12 protein-coding genes are annotated in these 17,085 nt (G+C 53.3%); 4 read left to right on the forward strand and 8 right to left on the reverse strand.

The window, feature by feature from the left end; all coding sequences use genetic code 11:
• Positions 1-19: 19 nt before the first annotated feature.
• Positions 20-451 (forward strand): type II toxin-antitoxin system HicB family antitoxin, encoded by a 432-nt coding sequence (locus tag NAL19_RS05450; RefSeq protein WP_225088108.1) that lies wholly within the window; start codon positions 20-22, stop codon positions 449-451.
• A gap of 107 nt (positions 452-558) precedes the next feature.
• Here the strand turns inward: NAL19_RS05450 and copA are convergent, their stop codons facing one another.
• Positions 559-3,282, reverse strand: a complete 2,724-nt coding sequence (gene copA, locus NAL19_RS05455) for a copper-exporting P-type ATPase CopA (protein WP_263059001.1) — start codon at positions 3,280-3,282, stop codon at positions 559-561.
• A 116-nt stretch (positions 3,283-3,398) separates the two neighbouring features.
• Here copA and cueR point away from each other — a divergent pair, with 116 nt between their 5' ends.
• Positions 3,399-3,815 carry a Cu(I)-responsive transcriptional regulator gene (cueR, locus tag NAL19_RS05460; protein ID WP_263059003.1) on the forward strand — a complete coding sequence of 139 codons (417 nt, stop codon included), beginning with the start codon at positions 3,399-3,401 and terminating at the stop codon, positions 3,813-3,815.
• 57 nt (positions 3,816-3,872) lie between these two features.
• Here cueR and NAL19_RS05465 read toward each other — a convergent pair whose 3' ends face one another.
• From NAL19_RS05465 to ubiG, 6 genes are all read right to left on the reverse strand, one after another.
• Positions 3,873-4,328 carry an NfeD family protein gene (locus tag NAL19_RS05465; protein ID WP_263059004.1) on the reverse strand — a complete coding sequence of 152 codons (456 nt, stop codon included), beginning with the start codon at positions 4,326-4,328 and terminating at the stop codon, positions 3,873-3,875.
• On the reverse strand, positions 4,328-5,242 hold the full coding sequence (locus NAL19_RS05470) for an SPFH domain-containing protein (protein ID WP_015839389.1): 915 nt from the start codon (positions 5,240-5,242) through the stop codon (positions 4,328-4,330). Before NAL19_RS05470 ends, NAL19_RS05465 begins: the two co-directional genes overlap by 1 nt.
• A gap of 146 nt (positions 5,243-5,388) precedes the next feature.
• On the reverse strand, positions 5,389-5,649 hold the full coding sequence (gene yfaE, locus NAL19_RS05475) for a class I ribonucleotide reductase maintenance protein YfaE (protein WP_010284079.1): 261 nt from the start codon (positions 5,647-5,649) through the stop codon (positions 5,389-5,391).
• A gap of 3 nt (positions 5,650-5,652) precedes the next feature.
• Complete coding sequence (gene nrdB, locus NAL19_RS05480; RefSeq protein ID WP_039353027.1) at positions 5,653-6,783, reverse strand: class Ia ribonucleoside-diphosphate reductase subunit beta; 1,131 nt, start codon at positions 6,781-6,783, stop codon at positions 5,653-5,655.
• A gap of 327 nt (positions 6,784-7,110) precedes the next feature.
• Positions 7,111-9,396, reverse strand: a complete 2,286-nt coding sequence (gene nrdA / locus NAL19_RS05485; RefSeq protein ID WP_225087257.1) for a class 1a ribonucleoside-diphosphate reductase subunit alpha — start codon at positions 9,394-9,396, stop codon at positions 7,111-7,113.
• Between the two features lie 358 nt (positions 9,397-9,754).
• On the reverse strand, positions 9,755-10,474 hold the full coding sequence (gene ubiG / locus NAL19_RS05490; RefSeq protein ID WP_225087258.1) for a bifunctional 2-polyprenyl-6-hydroxyphenol methylase/3-demethylubiquinol 3-O-methyltransferase UbiG: 720 nt from the start codon (positions 10,472-10,474) through the stop codon (positions 9,755-9,757).
• 302 nt (positions 10,475-10,776) lie between these two features.
• On the opposite strand from ubiG, the gene gyrA reads away from it, so the two are divergent.
• Both gyrA and rcsC read left to right on the forward strand, forming a co-directional pair.
• Entirely contained in the window at positions 10,777-13,416 is a 2,640-nt protein-coding gene (gyrA, locus tag NAL19_RS05495) for a DNA topoisomerase (ATP-hydrolyzing) subunit A (protein WP_180742294.1), read from the forward strand.
• A 114-nt stretch (positions 13,417-13,530) separates the two neighbouring features.
• A complete protein-coding gene (rcsC, locus tag NAL19_RS05500; protein WP_225087260.1) occupies positions 13,531-16,386 on the forward strand; it encodes a two-component system sensor histidine kinase RcsC in 2,856 nt (951 codons plus the stop codon).
• 43 nt (positions 16,387-16,429) lie between these two features.
• Here the strand turns inward: rcsC and rcsB are convergent, their stop codons facing one another.
• On the reverse strand, positions 16,430-17,080 hold the full coding sequence (gene rcsB / locus NAL19_RS05505) for a response regulator transcription factor RcsB (RefSeq protein ID WP_015839395.1): 651 nt from the start codon (positions 17,078-17,080) through the stop codon (positions 16,430-16,432).
• Positions 17,081-17,085: the final 5 nt, after the last annotated feature.

Below are 17,085 nucleotides of genomic sequence, written 5' to 3' on the forward strand. Positions count from 1 at the left end.
CCGCCTTTTCGGAGGCAATATGTTTTTCTCAGTCGGTGTGGAAACGCCAAAAGATGACGCTACGGCATATGGGCTGATCGTTCCGGCATTGTGTACTGATGATTACGGCTGTTTCTCCGCGGCTGACAGCCAGCAAGATATCGCACGCATGGCGCGGGAAGCGATTTTAGCCCTTATTGATGAAGCGGTGAGTCGCGGAAGTCTGGACATTAAGCGACTTAATGATGCTGGGTATCTGATCTATGCAGCGATGCCTGATTTCGCGGACTACGATAGTTGGTTTGTGCTGGATGTCGATCTATCGGCTTTTGAAGGAAAGCCGCAGAGATTGAATATTTCACTTCCTGATACGTTGATACAGCGTATTGATAATCGCGTGCGGGAGCAGCCGGGAACTTATCGCGATCGTAGCCATTTTTTGGCAGAAGCGGCACGCCATGAACTGGAGTGAGTCTGGTTAAATAGGTCTGACGACAGTCGATAAAAACCATGACAATTTCCGAAAGAGGAAACGCGGCGCGTTGTTGAGACGCGCCGCATTTGTATTACTCACTTGTATTACTCACTTTTAGGTGTAAAACGCAGCAGGCGGTTGGCGTTGCTGACAACCGTGATGGAGGAGAGCGCCATGGCGGCACCGGCGACCACCGGGCTGAGTAGCGCACCGGTCAGCGGGTAAAGTACGCCCGCGGCAATCGGGATTCCCAGCGAGTTATAGATAAATGCGCCCAGCAGGTTCTGCTTCATGTTGCGCAGCGTGGCATTGGAGAGCGCCAGCGCATCGGCGACGCCGTGCAGACTGTGGCGCATCAGCGTGATGGCGGCGGTTTCAATCGCAATATCGCTGCCGCCGCCCATCGCAATGCCGACATCGGCCTGCGCCAGCGCGGGCGCATCGTTGATGCCATCACCAATCATCGCCACGCGTTTGCCTTGAGCTTGTAGCTTTTTGATGGCTTCGGCTTTTCCGTCTGGCATCACCCCGGCAATCACCTGGTCGATACCCGCTTCTTTCGCGATGCGCTTCGCCGTAAGCGGGTTGTCCCCTGTTAGCATGACGAGCTGATAGCCCTGCCGGTGCAGACGCTGCAAGGCGCTCACGCTATCTGCTCGCAGAGGATCGTGAATAGATAACACCGCGATGATGTGGCCATTCGCCGCCAGCAATACTGGCGTGATCCCGCGCTGAGCCTGTTCGTTGATCAGTGTTTCACCTTCGGTGATATCGACCTGATGCTGTTTGAGTAGTGCCGGATTCCCCAGCAGCAGAGTGGTATCGCCGATCTTGCCGCTGACGCCGAGACCGCGCAGCGTACGGAACTGCTCGGTTGGCGTGAGCGGCAGATTCTCTGCTCGTTCAAGAATCGCTTTTGCCAGTGGATGATTCGATCCCTGTTCCAGCGAGGCCGCCCAGGCCAGTGCCTGTGTTTCCGTTACGTCACCGAAGGTATGAACCGCCACAACGCGCGGCTGTCCTTCGGTTAGCGTACCGGTTTTGTCAAACACCAGCACATCCAGCTTGCTGGCCTGCTGTAAGGCATCGGCATCTCGCACCAGCACGCCAAACTCCGCAGCACGTCCGACGCCGGAAATAATCGACATCGGCGTTGCCAGCCCAAGTGCGCAGGGGCAGGCAATGATCAGGACGGTCGTGACGATGATGAGCGTGTAGACCATCTGCGGCTGCGGCCCAACGAAGAACCAGATCGCGCCGCTGAGAAGCGCAATAGCCACAACGACGGGCACAAACACGGCAGAGATGCGATCTGCCAACTGGCCGATAGCAGGTTTGCTGCTTTGTGCCTGCCTGACCAGCCGGATAATGCGCGACAGCGTGGTTTGATTACCAATTGCATCCGCTCGGAAGAGAACGCTGCCGTCGGAAACCTGCGTACCCGCATGCACCGTATCGCCAGCTGTTTTGGCTTGCGGGATCGGCTCCCCGGTCAGCATCGCTTCATCCACCCAGACTTCACCTTGCAGTATCTCGCCATCGACAGGAATACGATCGCCGGTTGTCAGGCGCAGCGTCATGCCGGGCTGCACAGCGGACAACGGAATCGATTTCTCACCTTCTTCTGTCACGACGCGAGCGGTGGGCGGCGTCAAATCCAGCAGCCGCTCCAACGCACGAGAAGATCGCTGGCGAGCACGCTGTTCCAGTGCATGACCGAGGTTGATTAAACCGATGATCATCGCGCTGGCTTCATAATAAAGATGGCGCGCGGCCATTGGAAAAAGGTCCGGCCACAGGTTAACGGTAATGGAGTAAAGCCACGCCGCCCCCGTTCCCAGCGCGACCAGCGTATCCATGGTTGCAGCACCGTTTCTCAGGCTACGCCAGGCGTTACGGTAAAAATGACTGCCAGCCAATACCATCACCGCCAGCGTCAAAATACCGATGATGAGCCACGGCGTTTGGCTTTCTGGCGTCAGACTCATGCTGCCGCCCAGCACGCCCCACAGCATTAACGGTACACCGAGCAGTAAGCCCAGCGCGGCCTGCCATTGGAAACGGCGGATAGCCTGTTGAGAGGTTTGCTGCTGGCGTGCACGGCGCGCTTCTTCGTCCTGAATGATTTCCGCCCCATAGCCCGCTTGTTCAACGGCGGCAATCAACGCTTCCGGTTCAGCATGACCGCTGACCAACGCACTGCGTTCGGCCAGATTGACACGTGCTTGCGTGACGCCACTGACGTTTTGCAGCGCCGTCTGCACGTGGTTTACGCAACTGGCGCAGCTCATGCCCTGAAGCAGGAGCTGCACGCTGTCGTCATCGTGGGTGGACGATGTGGTTGTTGCCGGAAGAATACTCTCGGCCGCTGGCAGCGCTTCCGGCGTCGTCGCTACCTGTGCCAGCGGCTCAGTTTTTGGGTGAACACTCTCCTGCACGCTGGCGTGATAGCCGGCTTCTTCAATGGCGCTAATCAGTATTGTGGCCTCAACGTTGCCGTACAGGCTTGCCTGCTCTGTAGTGACATCCGTCGCCACAACGCCGGGAATAACTTCCAGCACTTTACGCGTAGCCGCGACGCAGTGATTGCAGTTCAGGCCGGAAAGCTGGAGGGACACATCCGGTGTAGTCGCAAGCTGCGCTTCGTAGCCAGCCTGCTCAATGGCGTCGATCAACGTCTGCGAATCAATGTCGCCGCTGACGCTGGCGTACTGTTGTGTGACGCTGGTTTGTTCGACCGCAGGCAGCGCGTCCAGTGCTTTTTTAACACGTTGGACACAGTGTCCGCAGGTTAGACCCTGCAATGACAACACGATGGTTTGTGACATAATAATTTTCTCCCGTGATCACAGCCGGAGGTGAAAGACGTTGACCGGCTATCTGATTTCTACTAGTTATTGGGTAAGGTAAACCTTCTAGCAAGGGGAGGGTCAAGGGGGAAATCATGAATATCAGTGATGTCGCGAAAAAAACCGGTCTTAGCAGTAAAACCATTCGCTTCTATGAAGAAAAAGAACTTCTGACTACGCCGCTGCGTTCTGAAAATGGTTACCGTAGCTACGACGATCATCACGTTGAAGAGCTCACGCTACTGCGCCAGGCTCGTCAGGTTGGGTTTAATCTGGATGAATGCCGGGAACTGGTGACGCTGTTTAACGATCCGCTGCGGCGAAGTGCGGATGTCAAAGCGCGTACCTTGCAGAAAGTGCAGGAAATCGAGATGCATATCGAAGAGTTGAAAGCGATGCGTGAACAGTTGCTGGCGCTGGCCGAACAGTGTCCAGGTGACGGCGGAGCGGACTGTCCGATAATCAATAATCTGGCGGGTTGTTGTCAGAAGAGTAAGTCGTCAGAAGCATAAATCGCCAAAAAACAAGTCGTCATAAAGGGGAGACGAGCTCCCCTTACAGGTGTGCGGTTAGCGCTCTGTTGGGCGCACATGCAGCGTGATGCCATCAATGGCAATCACTTCGACAGGCGTGCCCGCGGGCAGATCCTGCTCTGCTTTCACACGCCAACTGCTGTCACCGATGTTTACCCGGCCGAAACCGTTAGTCACCGGGTCGGTCAGGGTCGCGCGCAGGCCAATCAACTGCTGCCCGCGTTGGTTGAGCGTTGACTGTGGGCGTGACAGCGTCCGTTTACGTAGCCAATACCACCAGAGCAGCGCCGTGACGATCGTCAGGATGGCAAAAATTGTTCCCTGCCATGGCCAGCCCAGCGGCATGACCCACGTGAGCAGCCCAACCAATACCGCCGATAAGCCGCTCCACAGTAAATAGCCACTGGCGCCTAGCATTTCGGCGGCTAAAAGCAGGCCGCCGAGTGACAGCCAGAACCAGTGCGCATTTTCCATCACCAGTTCAATGCCCATTATTTACCTCGGCTTTCTTTACTGTCTTTAACCAGTTCTGCAATTCCGCCGATAGCACCCATTAAATTGCTGGCTTCCAACGGCATCATGATGACTTTGCTGTTATTGGAAGAACCAATCTGTTGCAGTGCATCGGTATATTTCTGGGCGATGAAGTAGTTGACTGCCTGAATGTCGCCCGCCGCGATGGCCTCTGACACCATCTTGGTTGCCTGTGCTTCCGCTTCCGCCGCACGTTCACGCGCCTCTGCTTCCAGGAACGCGGACTGACGCAGGCCTTCTGCTTTCAGGATCTGCGACTGTTTTTCCCCTTCGGCTTTCAGGATTGCTGCCTGACGCACCCCTTCGGCTTCCAGAATATCGGCACGCTTGTTACGTTCCGCTTTCATCTGCGCGTTCATCGCGGCAATCAGCTCTGTCGGCGGACGAACGTCGCGGATCTCAATACGGGTAATCTTAATGCCCCACGGGTTGGTCGCTTCGTCCACGATATGCAGCAGGCGGGTATTGATGCTGTCGCGTTGAGACAGCATTTCGTCCAGCTCCATTGAACCCAGTACGGTACGAATGTTGGTCATTGTCAGATTGACGATAGCCTGTTCCAGATTGCTAACTTCATAAGCGGCGCGAGCCGGATCGATAACCTGGATAAAACACACCGCGTCGATGGTGACGTTGGCGTTATCTTTCGAAATGATTTCCTGTGATGGAATATCCAGCACCTGTTCCATCATATTAATTTTGCGGCCGACACGATCCATAAATGGCACGACCAGATTAAGGCCCGGCATCAGCGTTTTGGTATAACGACCAAACCGTTCCACAGTCCATTGATATCCCTGGGGTACGATTTTGATGCCTGACCAGACAATGATGAGTGCAACAAAGATCAAAATAGGAATGACGGTGAGCATGTTTTAAAACCTCCAGGTTGTTTTATATCGGTCAAAAGACGATGTCAGCGGGTAGTGTAACTCACTTGCGTAGGAAAGCGGGCAGGAAATGCGCCCGCCAGCGAGAGCGATAGACGGAGTAGTCGATGTGGGAGGACGGAACGGGATTAAATATCGAGTTCGATGTCGCCTTGCGGCATGCAGCAGCAGGGGAGAATTTCATCCTGTTGGATGCAGGCCAGTGGGGTTTGGCGATACGCGACTCTGCCTTTTACCAGACGCAGTCGGCAGGAACCGCAATAGCCGGAGCGGCACTGATATTCAATGCTGACGCGGTTGGACTCCAGCACATCCAGCAGGGAAGGGCCGTCGTCTGAGCAGGAAAACTGCGCACCGGATGTGCGCAGTGTGATCGTTGGATTGCTCATCGCTTACAGTTGGAAATCGCTCAGGTCATCGTCGCTGATTTCTGAATCGATCTGGCCGACCAGATAGGAGCTGACTTCCACTTCCTGAGGCGCGACCTGCACGTTATCGGATACCAGCCAGGCATTGATCCACGGAATAGGGTTAGTGCGCGTCTGGAACGGCAGCGGCAGCCCAACCGCCTGCATGCGAATGTTGGTGATGTACTCCACGTACTGGCACAGGATATCCTTGTTCAGACCAATCATCGAACCGTCGCGGAACAGGTATTCCGCCCACTCTTTTTCCTGCTGCGCGGCGAGCACAAACAGGTCATAACACTCTTGCTGACACTCTTCGGCAATCTGCGCCATTTCGGGATCGTCGTGGCCGGAGCGCATCAGATTCAGCATGTGCTGTGTGCCGGTCAGGTGCAGCGCTTCATCACGCGCGATCAGCTTGATGATTTTGGCATTGCCTTCCATGAGCTCGCGTTCTGCAAAAGCAAATGAACACGCGAAGCTGACGTAGAAGCGAATGGCTTCCAGCGCGTTCACACTCATCAGGCACAGATACAACTGCTTTTTGAGCGTGTGCAGGTTCACCGTCACGGTCTTGCCGTTAACCTGATGTGTGCCTTCGCCCAGCAGATGATAGTAGCTGGTCATTTCGATCAGCGAGTCATAGTAGCCGGAGATATCTTTGGCGCGCTTCAGGATCTCGTCATTCGTGACGATATCGTCAAACACCAGCGACGGATCGTTCACGATATTACGGATGATGTGCGTGTAAGAGCGTGAGTGAATGGTTTCTGAGAAAGCCCAGGTTTCTACCCAGGTTTCCAGCTCAGGGATCGAAATCAGCGGCAGCAGCGCCACGTTCGGGCTACGACCCTGAATAGAATCCAGCAGCGTCTGGTATTTCAGATTGCTGATGAAGATATGCTTTTCATGATCGGGTAGTGCCTGATAGTCGATACGATCGCGCGACACGTCGACTTCTTCCGGGCGCCAGAAGAAGGACAGTTGCTTTTCGATCAGTTTTTCGAAAATTTCATATTTTTGCTGGTCGAAACGGGCAACGTTAACGGACTGGCCGAAGAACATCGGTTCTAGCAACTGGTCATTTTTATTCTGTGAAAAAGTGGTATAGGCCATGAGTCTCTCCAAAAAATGCCGGGAGCATTTTTTAATGCCGATTGCGGCAGCCCCGTAAAGTGTGGGCAGGGACGCCCGCTATAAAAGGATGAAAGGCTGCATTGCAGCCTTTCATTATCATACCCGTCATACTTCAAGTTGCATGTACGTTGGCTACGCTACTCGGCACACTGACGTGTACCTCGCCCCGTTGGGGCCGCTGCATGCAGCGTTCAAACCTGCCTCTGGCAGATTTGTCAGTTACCCGAATCACTTACCTGAGTAAGCTCATCGGGATTCCCTCGCTTGCCGCCTTCCTGAAACTCGAATTATTTAGGGTATATTGGCTTAAATCTTACATGCGCCGCCTTCGCAGCCGTCGTCCTGTGGCTCTGCCAGCAGGTCGTCCTGTACGTCTTCTGCGCCGTCACGGGTGTTTTGGTAATAGAGCGTTTTCACGCCGAATTTGTAAGCCGTGACCAGATCTTTCAGCAACTGTTTCATCGGCACTTTGCCTGATGGGAAACGCGACGGATCGTAGTTGGTGTTAGAAGAAATCGCCTGATCGACAAATTTCTGCATCAACCCCACCAGTTGCAGGTAACCATCGTTGCCTGGCATTTCCCACAGCAGCTCGTAAGCATCTTTCAGCGTTTCGTATTCCGGCACCACCTGGCGCAGGATACCGTCTTTGGATGCTTTAACGCTGATATGGCCGCGCGGTGGTTCAATGCCGTTGGTCGCGTTGGAGATCTGAGACGACGTCTCAGACGGCATCAGTGCAGACAGCGTGGAATTACGCAGCCCGTATTCTTTGATGTCGTTACGCAGCGCTTCCCAGTCGAGATGCAGCGGTTCGTTGCAAATCGCATCCAGATCGCGCTTATAGGTATCGATAGGCAGGATACCCTGCGAATAGGTGGTTTCATTGAACCACGGGCAGGCACCTTGTTCGCGCGCCAGCACGTTAGAGGCTTTCAGCAGGTAGTATTGAATCGCTTCAAACGTTCTGTGTGTCAGGTTGTTGGCGCTGCCGTCAGAGTAACGCACGCCGTTTTTCGCCAGATAGTAAGCGAAGTTGATCACGCCAATGCCCAGCGTGCGGCGGCCCATCGCGCCACGCTCTGCGGCCGTGATTGGGTAATCCTGATAGTCCAGCAGGGCATCCAGCGCGCGTACAGCCAGCGTCGCCAGCTCTTCCAGATCCTCTAAGCTGTTGATAGCACCGAGGTTGAAAGCAGACAGCGTACACAGCGCGATTTCACCGTTTTCATCATTCACGTCGTCCAACGGCTTGGTCGGCAGCGCGATTTCCAGACACAGGTTGGACTGGCGAACCGGCGCAATCTGCGGATCGAACGGGCTGTGCGTATTGCAGTGGTCAACGTTCTGAATATAGATACGGCCGGTGGAAGCTCGTTCCTGCATCATCAGAGAGAACAGTTCAACGGCTTTGATGCGCTGTTTGCGGATGCTGTCATCCTGCTCATATTGCACATACAGACGCTCGAACTCATCCTGATCGGCGAAGAACGCGTCGTATAACCCCGGTACGTCAGACGGGCTGAACAGCGTGATGTCTTCCCCTTTTACCAGACGCTGATACATCAGTTTGTTCAACTGCACGCCGTAGTCGAGGTGACGAACGCGGTTACCTTCTACACCACGGTTGTTTTTCAGCACCAGCAGGCTTTCCACTTCCAGATGCCACAATGGGTAGAACAGTGTAGCCGCACCGCCGCGTACACCGCCCTGAGAGCAGGATTTCACCGCAGTCTGGAAGTGTTTGTAGAAAGGAATACAGCCGGTGTGGAAGGCTTCACCGCCGCGAATTGGGCTGCCGAGCGCACGGATACGACCCGCATTGATGCCGATACCGGCACGTTGGGAAACGTATTTCACGATTGCACTGGATGTCGCATTGATGGAATCCAGGCTGTCGCCACATTCGATCAGCACGCAGGAGCTGAATTGACGCGTTGGCGTGCGCACGCCCGCCATGATTGGCGTCGGCAGGGAAATCTTGAAGGTGGAAATCGCGTCGTAAAAACGTTTGATGTAATCCAGACGCGTTTCACGTGGGTAACCGGAGAACAGGCATGCCGCGACCAGAATGTACAGGAACTGGGCGCTTTCGTAGATATCACCGGTGACGCGGTTTTGTACCAGATATTTCCCTTCCAGCTGTTTAACCGCCGCGTAGGAGAAATTCATGTCACGCCAGTGATCGATGAAAGCGTCCATCTGGGCGAATTCTTCCGGGCTATAGTCTTCCAGCAGGTGTTTGTCGTACTTGCCCAGTTCCACCATTTTGGTGACGTGAGTCAGCAGGGCTGGCGGCTCAAACTGACCGTAGGCTTTCTTGCGCAGATGAAAGATAGCCAGACGCGCGGCCAGATATTGATAATCCGGGCTTTCGCGCGAGATCAGATCGGCGGCAGCCTTAATGATGGTCTCGTGGATATCGGCGGTCTTGATGCCGTCGTAAAACTGAATGTGGGAGCGAAGTTCGACCTGAGAGACGGAGACATTGTGTAAACCCTCTGCGGCCCAGGTAATGACGCGGTGGATTTTATCCAAATTGATTTTTTCTTTACTGCCATCGCGTTTGGTAACGAGCAAGCTCTGGTTCATGTTGGGATTTACCTGTTGGTGAAAATAAAAATATCCCCTGTTTATTCACAGAAACCACCCTGTGACTAACTCTGTGGATAAATACTAGATATAGATATTTTTTGATAAAAGGCTACTACATGGTGAGTATTGTAGTGTGGATTCTTTGAAGAACAAGAGTTGATTTTTCGTTAATTTGGAGGTTTAAGAAAAGATATTTTGTTAAAAACCTCGCCTGATAAGGCCTGTGGCGATGTCAATATCATTCTCGGTTTTGATAAGAAAAAGAAAACCTGAAGGCTTTGCTGGTTTTGGCACCAGAAGGATAAAGGCGCGCGGCAAAAAACCGCGCAGCATTTAAGAATATTCTGAATCCGATCTATTTGTCGTGGCGCGTGTGCAGCATGTAGTTCACGTCTACGTTTGGACCCAGCTTAAAGCGGTCTGTCAACGGGTTGTAGTGTAGCCCGGTGATGTGTTTTTCACGCAGCGGCGTACTGTCAACCCAGTGCATCAGCTCAGCCGGGCGGATGAATTTCTTAATGTCATGGGTGCCGCGCGGTACCATTTTTAGCACGTACTCAGCGCCGATAACGGCCATCATCCACGCTTTCGCATTGCGGTTGATGGTGGAGAAGAAGACATGTCCGCCGGGTTTGACCAACTTGGCGCAGGCCTGCACCACGGATTGCGGGTCGGGAACGTGCTCCAGCATTTCCATACAGGTGACAACATCGTAGAGGCCCGGATGCGCCTGTGCATGGGCTTCTACCGTTTCCTGTACGTAATTCAGGGCGACACCGCTTTCCAGTGCATGCAAACGTGCGACTTGTAGCGGTTCTGCGCCCATATCAAGCCCGGTGACGTCTGCGCCTTCACGCGCCATGCTCTCGGCTAAAATGCCGCCGCCGCAGCCGACGTCCAGCACTTTCTTGCCGAACAGACCTTCCGCACGCTGCGAAATATAGCCCAGACGTAGCGGATTAATGCGGTGTAACGGTTTGAATTCACCTTCTAAATCCCACCAACGTGAAGCGATAGCCTCAAATTTGGCAATCTCCTGATGGTCAACGTTCGGAGTTTGATTTTCTACATTCATCTGTCATCGCTGCCTTTCGTCATCTTTTACTGCCGCGAGTATACTCCCTTCGTGTCGCAACGTGCAGCGCTGTCGTTTTTCACTGTGGCATACTTTTCTTTGCCGGAGACTTTTCTCTGCAAAATACGTTATCTCTGCAAAATACCTGTCCAGCAGGAAAACCGTCGGTTCAAGGTGGAAGGGAGTTTCCCCCGAAACGGGGCTTTGTGATATAATCCTTCACCTTTTGAACAGTTCACCTTACCTGAACGGTTCACTTTTCTGAACACGGGTAGATGCCTAAATAGAGGGATAGCGGCTCCATGAGCGACCTTGCCAGAGAAATCACACCGGTCAACATTGAAGAAGAGCTGAAAAGCTCGTATCTGGATTATGCGATGTCCGTTATTGTCGGGCGTGCATTACCAGATGTTCGTGATGGACTTAAACCGGTACACCGCCGCGTACTGTATGCGATGAGCGTACTGGGCAACGACTGGAACAAACCGTATAAAAAATCCGCCCGTGTCGTCGGGGATGTCATCGGTAAATACCACCCGCACGGCGACTCTGCCGTTTATGAAACCATCGTGCGTATGGCGCAGCCTTTCTCACTGCGTTACATGCTGGTTGATGGTCAGGGTAACTTCGGTTCGATTGACGGCGACTCCGCGGCGGCGATGCGTTATACCGAAATTCGCATGGCGAAAATTGCCCATGAACTGCTGGCCGATCTGGAAAAAGAGACGGTCGATTTTGTGCCGAACTATGACGGCACCGAGCAGATTCCTGACGTCATGCCAACGCGTATTCCCAACCTGCTGGTTAACGGTTCTTCCGGTATCGCCGTCGGGATGGCCACGAACATTCCTCCGCATAACCTTACAGAAGTCGTGAACGGCTGTCTGGCGTATATCGACGATGAAAACATCAGCCTTGAAGGGTTGATGGAACACATCAAAGGCCCGGATTTCCCGACGGCGGCGATCATCAATGGTCGACGCGGTATTGAAGAAGCCTATCGCACCGGGCGCGGTAAAATTTACATCCGTGCGCGCGCGGAAGTAGAAGCGGACGCGAAAACCGGACGTGAAACCATCATCGTGCATGAAATTCCTTATCAGGTGAACAAAGCGCGCCTGATCGAGAAAATTGCCGAGCTGGTTAAAGACAAGCGTATTGAAGGCATTAGCGCACTGCGTGACGAATCCGATAAAGACGGTATGCGTATCGTCATCGAGATTAAGCGTGACGCCGTGGGTGAAGTGGTTCTGAATAATCTGTATTCCCAGACGCAGCTTCAGACGTCATTCGGTATCAACATGGTTGCTCTGCATCAGGGGCAGCCAAAGATCATGCCGCTGAAGGATATTCTGGTTGCGTTTGTGCGCCACCGCCGCGAAGTGGTGACGCGCCGTACCATTTTTGAACTGCGTAAAGCCCGCGATCGCGCCCATATTTTGGAAGGTCTGGCGATTGCGCTGGCGAACATCGATCCGATTATCGAACTGATTCGCCGCGCGCCATCACCGGCTGAAGCGAAAGCCTCGCTGATCGCACAAGCATGGGAACTGGGTAGCGTGGCGGCTATGCTGGAACGTGCGGGTGATGATGCCGCGCGTCCAGAGTGGCTGGAGCCGGAGTTCGGTATCCGTGACGGGCGTTACTACCTGACGGAACAGCAGGCGCAGGCGATCCTGGATCTGCGTTTGCAGAAACTGACCGGTATGGAGCACGAAAAGCTGCTGGATGAATATAAAGCGTTGCTGGCGGAAATCGCCGAGCTGCTTTATATCCTCAACAGCCCTGAGCGCCTGATGGAAGTGATCCGCGAAGAGCTGGAAGCGATCAAAACGCAGTACAGCGATGAGCGTCGTACCGAGATCACCGCGAATACCGCTGATATTAACATCGAAGATCTGATCAATCAGGAAGATGTTGTCGTCACCTTGTCCCATCAGGGTTACGTGAAGTATCAGCCGCTGAGCGATTACGAAGCACAGCGCCGTGGCGGCAAAGGCAAGTCTGCCGCACGTATAAAAGAAGAAGACTTTATCGATCGTCTGCTGGTGGCGAACACCCACGACACGATTCTGTGCTTCTCCAGCCGGGGTCGTTTGTACTGGATGAAGGTATACCAACTGCCGGAAGCCAGCCGTGGCGCGCGTGGTCGCCCGATCGTCAACCTGCTGCCGCTTGAAGCGGATGAACGTATCACCGCGATTCTGCCGGTGCGTGAATACGAAGAAGGTCGCCATATCTTCATGGCCACCGCCAGCGGTACCGTGAAGAAAACGGCGCTGACGGAATTCAGCCGTCCGCGCAGTGCGGGGATCATCGCGGTTAACCTGAACGAGGGTGACGAGCTGATTGGTGTCGACCTGACCGATGGCAGTGATGAAGTGATGCTGTTCTCTGCGGAAGGTAAAGTGGTTCGCTTCTCCGAGCAGGCGGTGCGCTCCATGGGCCGTACGGCAACGGGTGTCCGTGGTATCAACCTGCAAGGCGAAGATCGCGTTGTTTCACTGATCATTCCTCGTGGCGAAGGCGATATCCTGACCGTGACGCAAAATGGCTTTGGTAAGCGTACTGCCGTGAGTGAGTACCCGACCAAGTCGCGCGCGACGAAAGGGGTTATCTCTATCAAGGTCAGCGAACGTAACGGTAAAGTGGTTGGTGCGGTTCAGGTCGATGCCGCAGACCAGATCATGATGATCACCGATGCCGGAACGCTGGTGCGTACCCGCGTATCTGAAGTCAGTATCGTTGGCCGTAACACGCAAGGTGTGACGCTGATTCGTACGGCGGAAGACGAACATGTTGTCGGCCTGCAACGCGTGGCCGAACCGGTAGAAGATGAAGAGCTGGATGGTGTGGTAAAAGTTGAAGGCGAAGTTGCCGAAGACGACGACGCGATTGATGACATTGATGGCGATGATGATATCGCAGAAGATGACGAATAAGCCTTTTCCTTAGCCGGAATGAGTCGAATAAGCCAGCGCGATGCGCTGGCTTTTTTTATCGACACTCGGTAGTGTATCAGCCAACTGGTTCTTCCATTATTCAACGGTATCCACTTGAAATATCTCGCCTCATTCCATACCACATTAAAAGTTTCCCGTTATTTATTTCGGGTTCTGGCGGTCATGCTGTGGGTGCTAGGCGCGCTGATATCCGTTTTTTATGTCACTAAAGTATTGAATGAAAAAGAGTCAGAGTTGCGGCAGGAGTACAACCTCAGCTTTGATCAGTCGCAGGGCTATATCCGACACGCGTCGGATATTGTGCGCGAACTCCAGTATCTGGCGGCAAATCGGCTGGTGCTGGCGAGAGAAAAAGCAGAGCCGCCAATGGAAGGGGGCCCCGGTGTCTCCGTTTATTCGCTCGCGCCCGGCGCAACCTGTTCCACGCAATATGGCGGGAATGCAGCGCTGCTTTCATTAAGTCATTTCTTTAACGGCTGGCAGGATAACTTCTCTGCCGTCTACGATCTTAACCGGGTCTTTTTTGTCGGCGGCGATCGGCGCTGTATGGTTGATTTTGGCATCCGTAACCAGTCGCTCGACCGTGATAACTTACTTAAAAACGTGCAGGATCGGTTTCAGGATCAGAAGAAGAACCGCACCCAAACCGGACGTGATGAAACGCTCTATTGGATTACTCCTGCGTCTATCCCCGATGTCGGCTATTTATATGCGCTGACGCCGATTTATGTGGATAACAAGCTGGAAGTCATCATGGGGATTGAACAGACGATTCGTCTGGATGACTTTGTCACCATAGGTAAATTTCCGATCGGTGCCAGGCTGTTGGATCAATACAATCAGGTCGTTTTGCAGTTTTCCGATGATAAGGGGCGTTACGCTTCGTCGGTAGACGGTTATCCCTCCGATCATAACTATTTTGGCTATGTGAATGGTTATGACGAGCTCATTTTGAAGAAGTCGCTGCCGCCGACGTCGTTCAGCATCGTGTATTCACTGCCGTTGAAAGTGCTGCTCTCCCATATCAGCGCCTTAATGATCAACATGCTGGTGCTGAATATGTTATCGGCTATCTTGCTGTTTGTGCTGGCGCTGGTGTTTGAGCGGAAAATGCTGTTGCCGGCAGAAGTGAATGCGTTCCAACTGGAAGAGAACGAGCAATTCAACCGTAAGATTGTGGCCTCGGCACCGGTAGGGATTTGTATCCTGCGTATCAATGACGGCACGAACATCCTCAGTAACGAGCTGGCGCACAACTATCTCAACCTGCTGACCCACGAAGACAGGTTGCGTATTACCCGCATCATTTGCGAGCAGCAGTCCAAGTTTGTGGATGTCATGACCAGCCGCAATCATCACCTGCAAATCAGCTTTGTTCATTCGCGCTATCGTAATGAAAACGTGGCGATTTGTGTGCTGCTGGACGTCAGCGCGCGCGTCAAAATGGAAGAGTCGCTACAGGAAATGGCGAATGCTGCCGAGCAGGCCAGCCAGTCGAAATCGATGTTTCTGGCTACCGTCAGCCATGAATTGCGCACGCCGCTGTACGGAATTATCGGTAACCTCGATTTACTGCAAACCAAATCGCTGCCGCAGGACGCCAACCGTCTGGTGGCGGCGATGAATAACTCTTCCTCGCTGCTGCTGAAAATCATCAGCGATATCCTCGATTTTTCCAAGATTGAATCGGAACAGTTGAAGATCGAACCGTGTGAGTTTGCGCCGCATGAGGTCATCAGCCACATCACCAGCAACTATCTTCCACTAGTGGTTAAAAAGCGCCTGACGCTGTACTGCTTTATCGATCCCAATGTGCCAGTCAGCCTGTTTGGCGATCCCGTGCGTTTGCAGCAGGTGTTGTCTAACCTGCTGAGCAACGCCATCAAATTTACCGACACGGGCTGCATCATTTTTGAAGTCGGCTGCCGCGATGGCTATCTGGAATTTGTGGTGCGTGATACCGGGGTAGGGATTCAACCTCGTGAGGCGGTGAAGCTGTTTGACCCGTTCTTCCAGGCGGGGAGCGGCGTGCAGCGCCATTTTCAGGGCACAGGGTTAGGGCTGGCGATTTGTGAAAAGCTGGTCAATCTGATGGATGGAGACATTACCATTGAATCTGAACCTGGGCTCGGCAGCCTGTTTGGCGTCAGAATTCCGCTGTATAAAGCGCGTTATGCTCCCGCAGCAATCAACGCCAGTCTGCAAGGGAAAATGTGCTGGTTGAAGATACGCAATGCTCGGCTGGAGGCTTATCTGCTCACGCTGTTGCAAGATCAGGGGTTGCAGGTTGCGCGTTATCAGAACCAAACCGTGTCGCCTGATGATGTGATGATTAGCGATTACATATCAGAAGAGAATATCACCGTTCGGGCGCATATCGTGATGAGCGGTTCCCATACCGGATCCGCGCAGGAAGTGAGTGCAGGGCATTGGGTGCAAGGAACGTCCACGCCGCAACATCTGCCCGATTTGCTGGAGAAAATCTATCGTTCAGAAAACGAGGATCGCGCGTACGCCGAGATTTCACCGCCGCTGACTCACTACGAGCGCGCAGAGAATGGCGATATTATGATTCTGGTGGTTGACGATCATCCCATCAACCGCAGGCTGCTGGCGGATCAGCTTGGTTCTCTGGGGTATCAGGCGATGACGGCGAATGATGGGATCGACGCGCTGGGCGTATTGAGTAAAAATCATATCGATATCGTGCTGACGGATGTCAACATGCCGAATATGGATGGTTATCTGTTTACACAGCGTATGCGCGAGCAGGGATTACGCTTCCCGGTTATCGGCGTGACAGCGAATGCGTTGGCGGAAGAAAGGGAACGTTGCCTCGGTGCGGGGATGGATAACTGTTTGTCAAAACCGGTTACGCTGGATACCTTGCAGCAGGCGCTGGCGTATTACAGTAACGTGGTGCGTCAGGCGAGAACATCCGGGGAGTAACCTGCACCAGCGGTTGCCGGTGCAGGCGAGGAAAGGTAAAGGTTTAGTCGACCTGCGTTGCGCCGCCATTAACGGAAGACAGGTAGTTCAGCAGGGCAATATCGTTGTCGACGCCCAGCTTGGTCATCGCTGACTTCTTCTGGCTACTGATTGTTTTGATGCTGCGGTTGAGTTTTTTGGCGATTTCGGTGACCAGAAAACCTTCTGCAAACAGACGTAGCACTTCACTTTCTTTCGGAGACAGGCGTTTGTCACCGTAGCCGCTGGCGCTGATTTTCTCCAGTACTTTGGATACGCTGTCCGGCGTAAATTTCTTCCCTTTTTGCAGGGCAGCCAGCGCTTTGGGTAAATCGGTTGGCGCACCCTGTTTCAGCACGATGCCTTCGATATCCAAATCCAGTACCGCGCTCAGAATCGCCGGATTATTATTCATGGTGAGAACAATAATAGAGAGATGAGGAAAATGGCGCTTAATGTATTTAATGAGGGTGATGCCATCGCCGTATTTATCGCCAGGCATGGATAAATCGGTAATTAAAACGTTAGCGTCCAGCTTAGGCAGGTTGTTGATCAGCGCTGTTGAGTCTTCAAATTCGCCAACTACATTGACCCATTCAATCTGCTCAAGCGATTTTTTGATGCCAAAAAGGACAATAGGATGGTCGTCGGCAATAATTACGTTTAAGTTACTCATCGTTT

The organism is Pectobacterium sp. F1-1 (assembly GCF_025643735.1).
GTDB classification, from domain to species: domain Bacteria; phylum Pseudomonadota; class Gammaproteobacteria; order Enterobacterales; family Enterobacteriaceae; genus Pectobacterium; species Pectobacterium colocasium.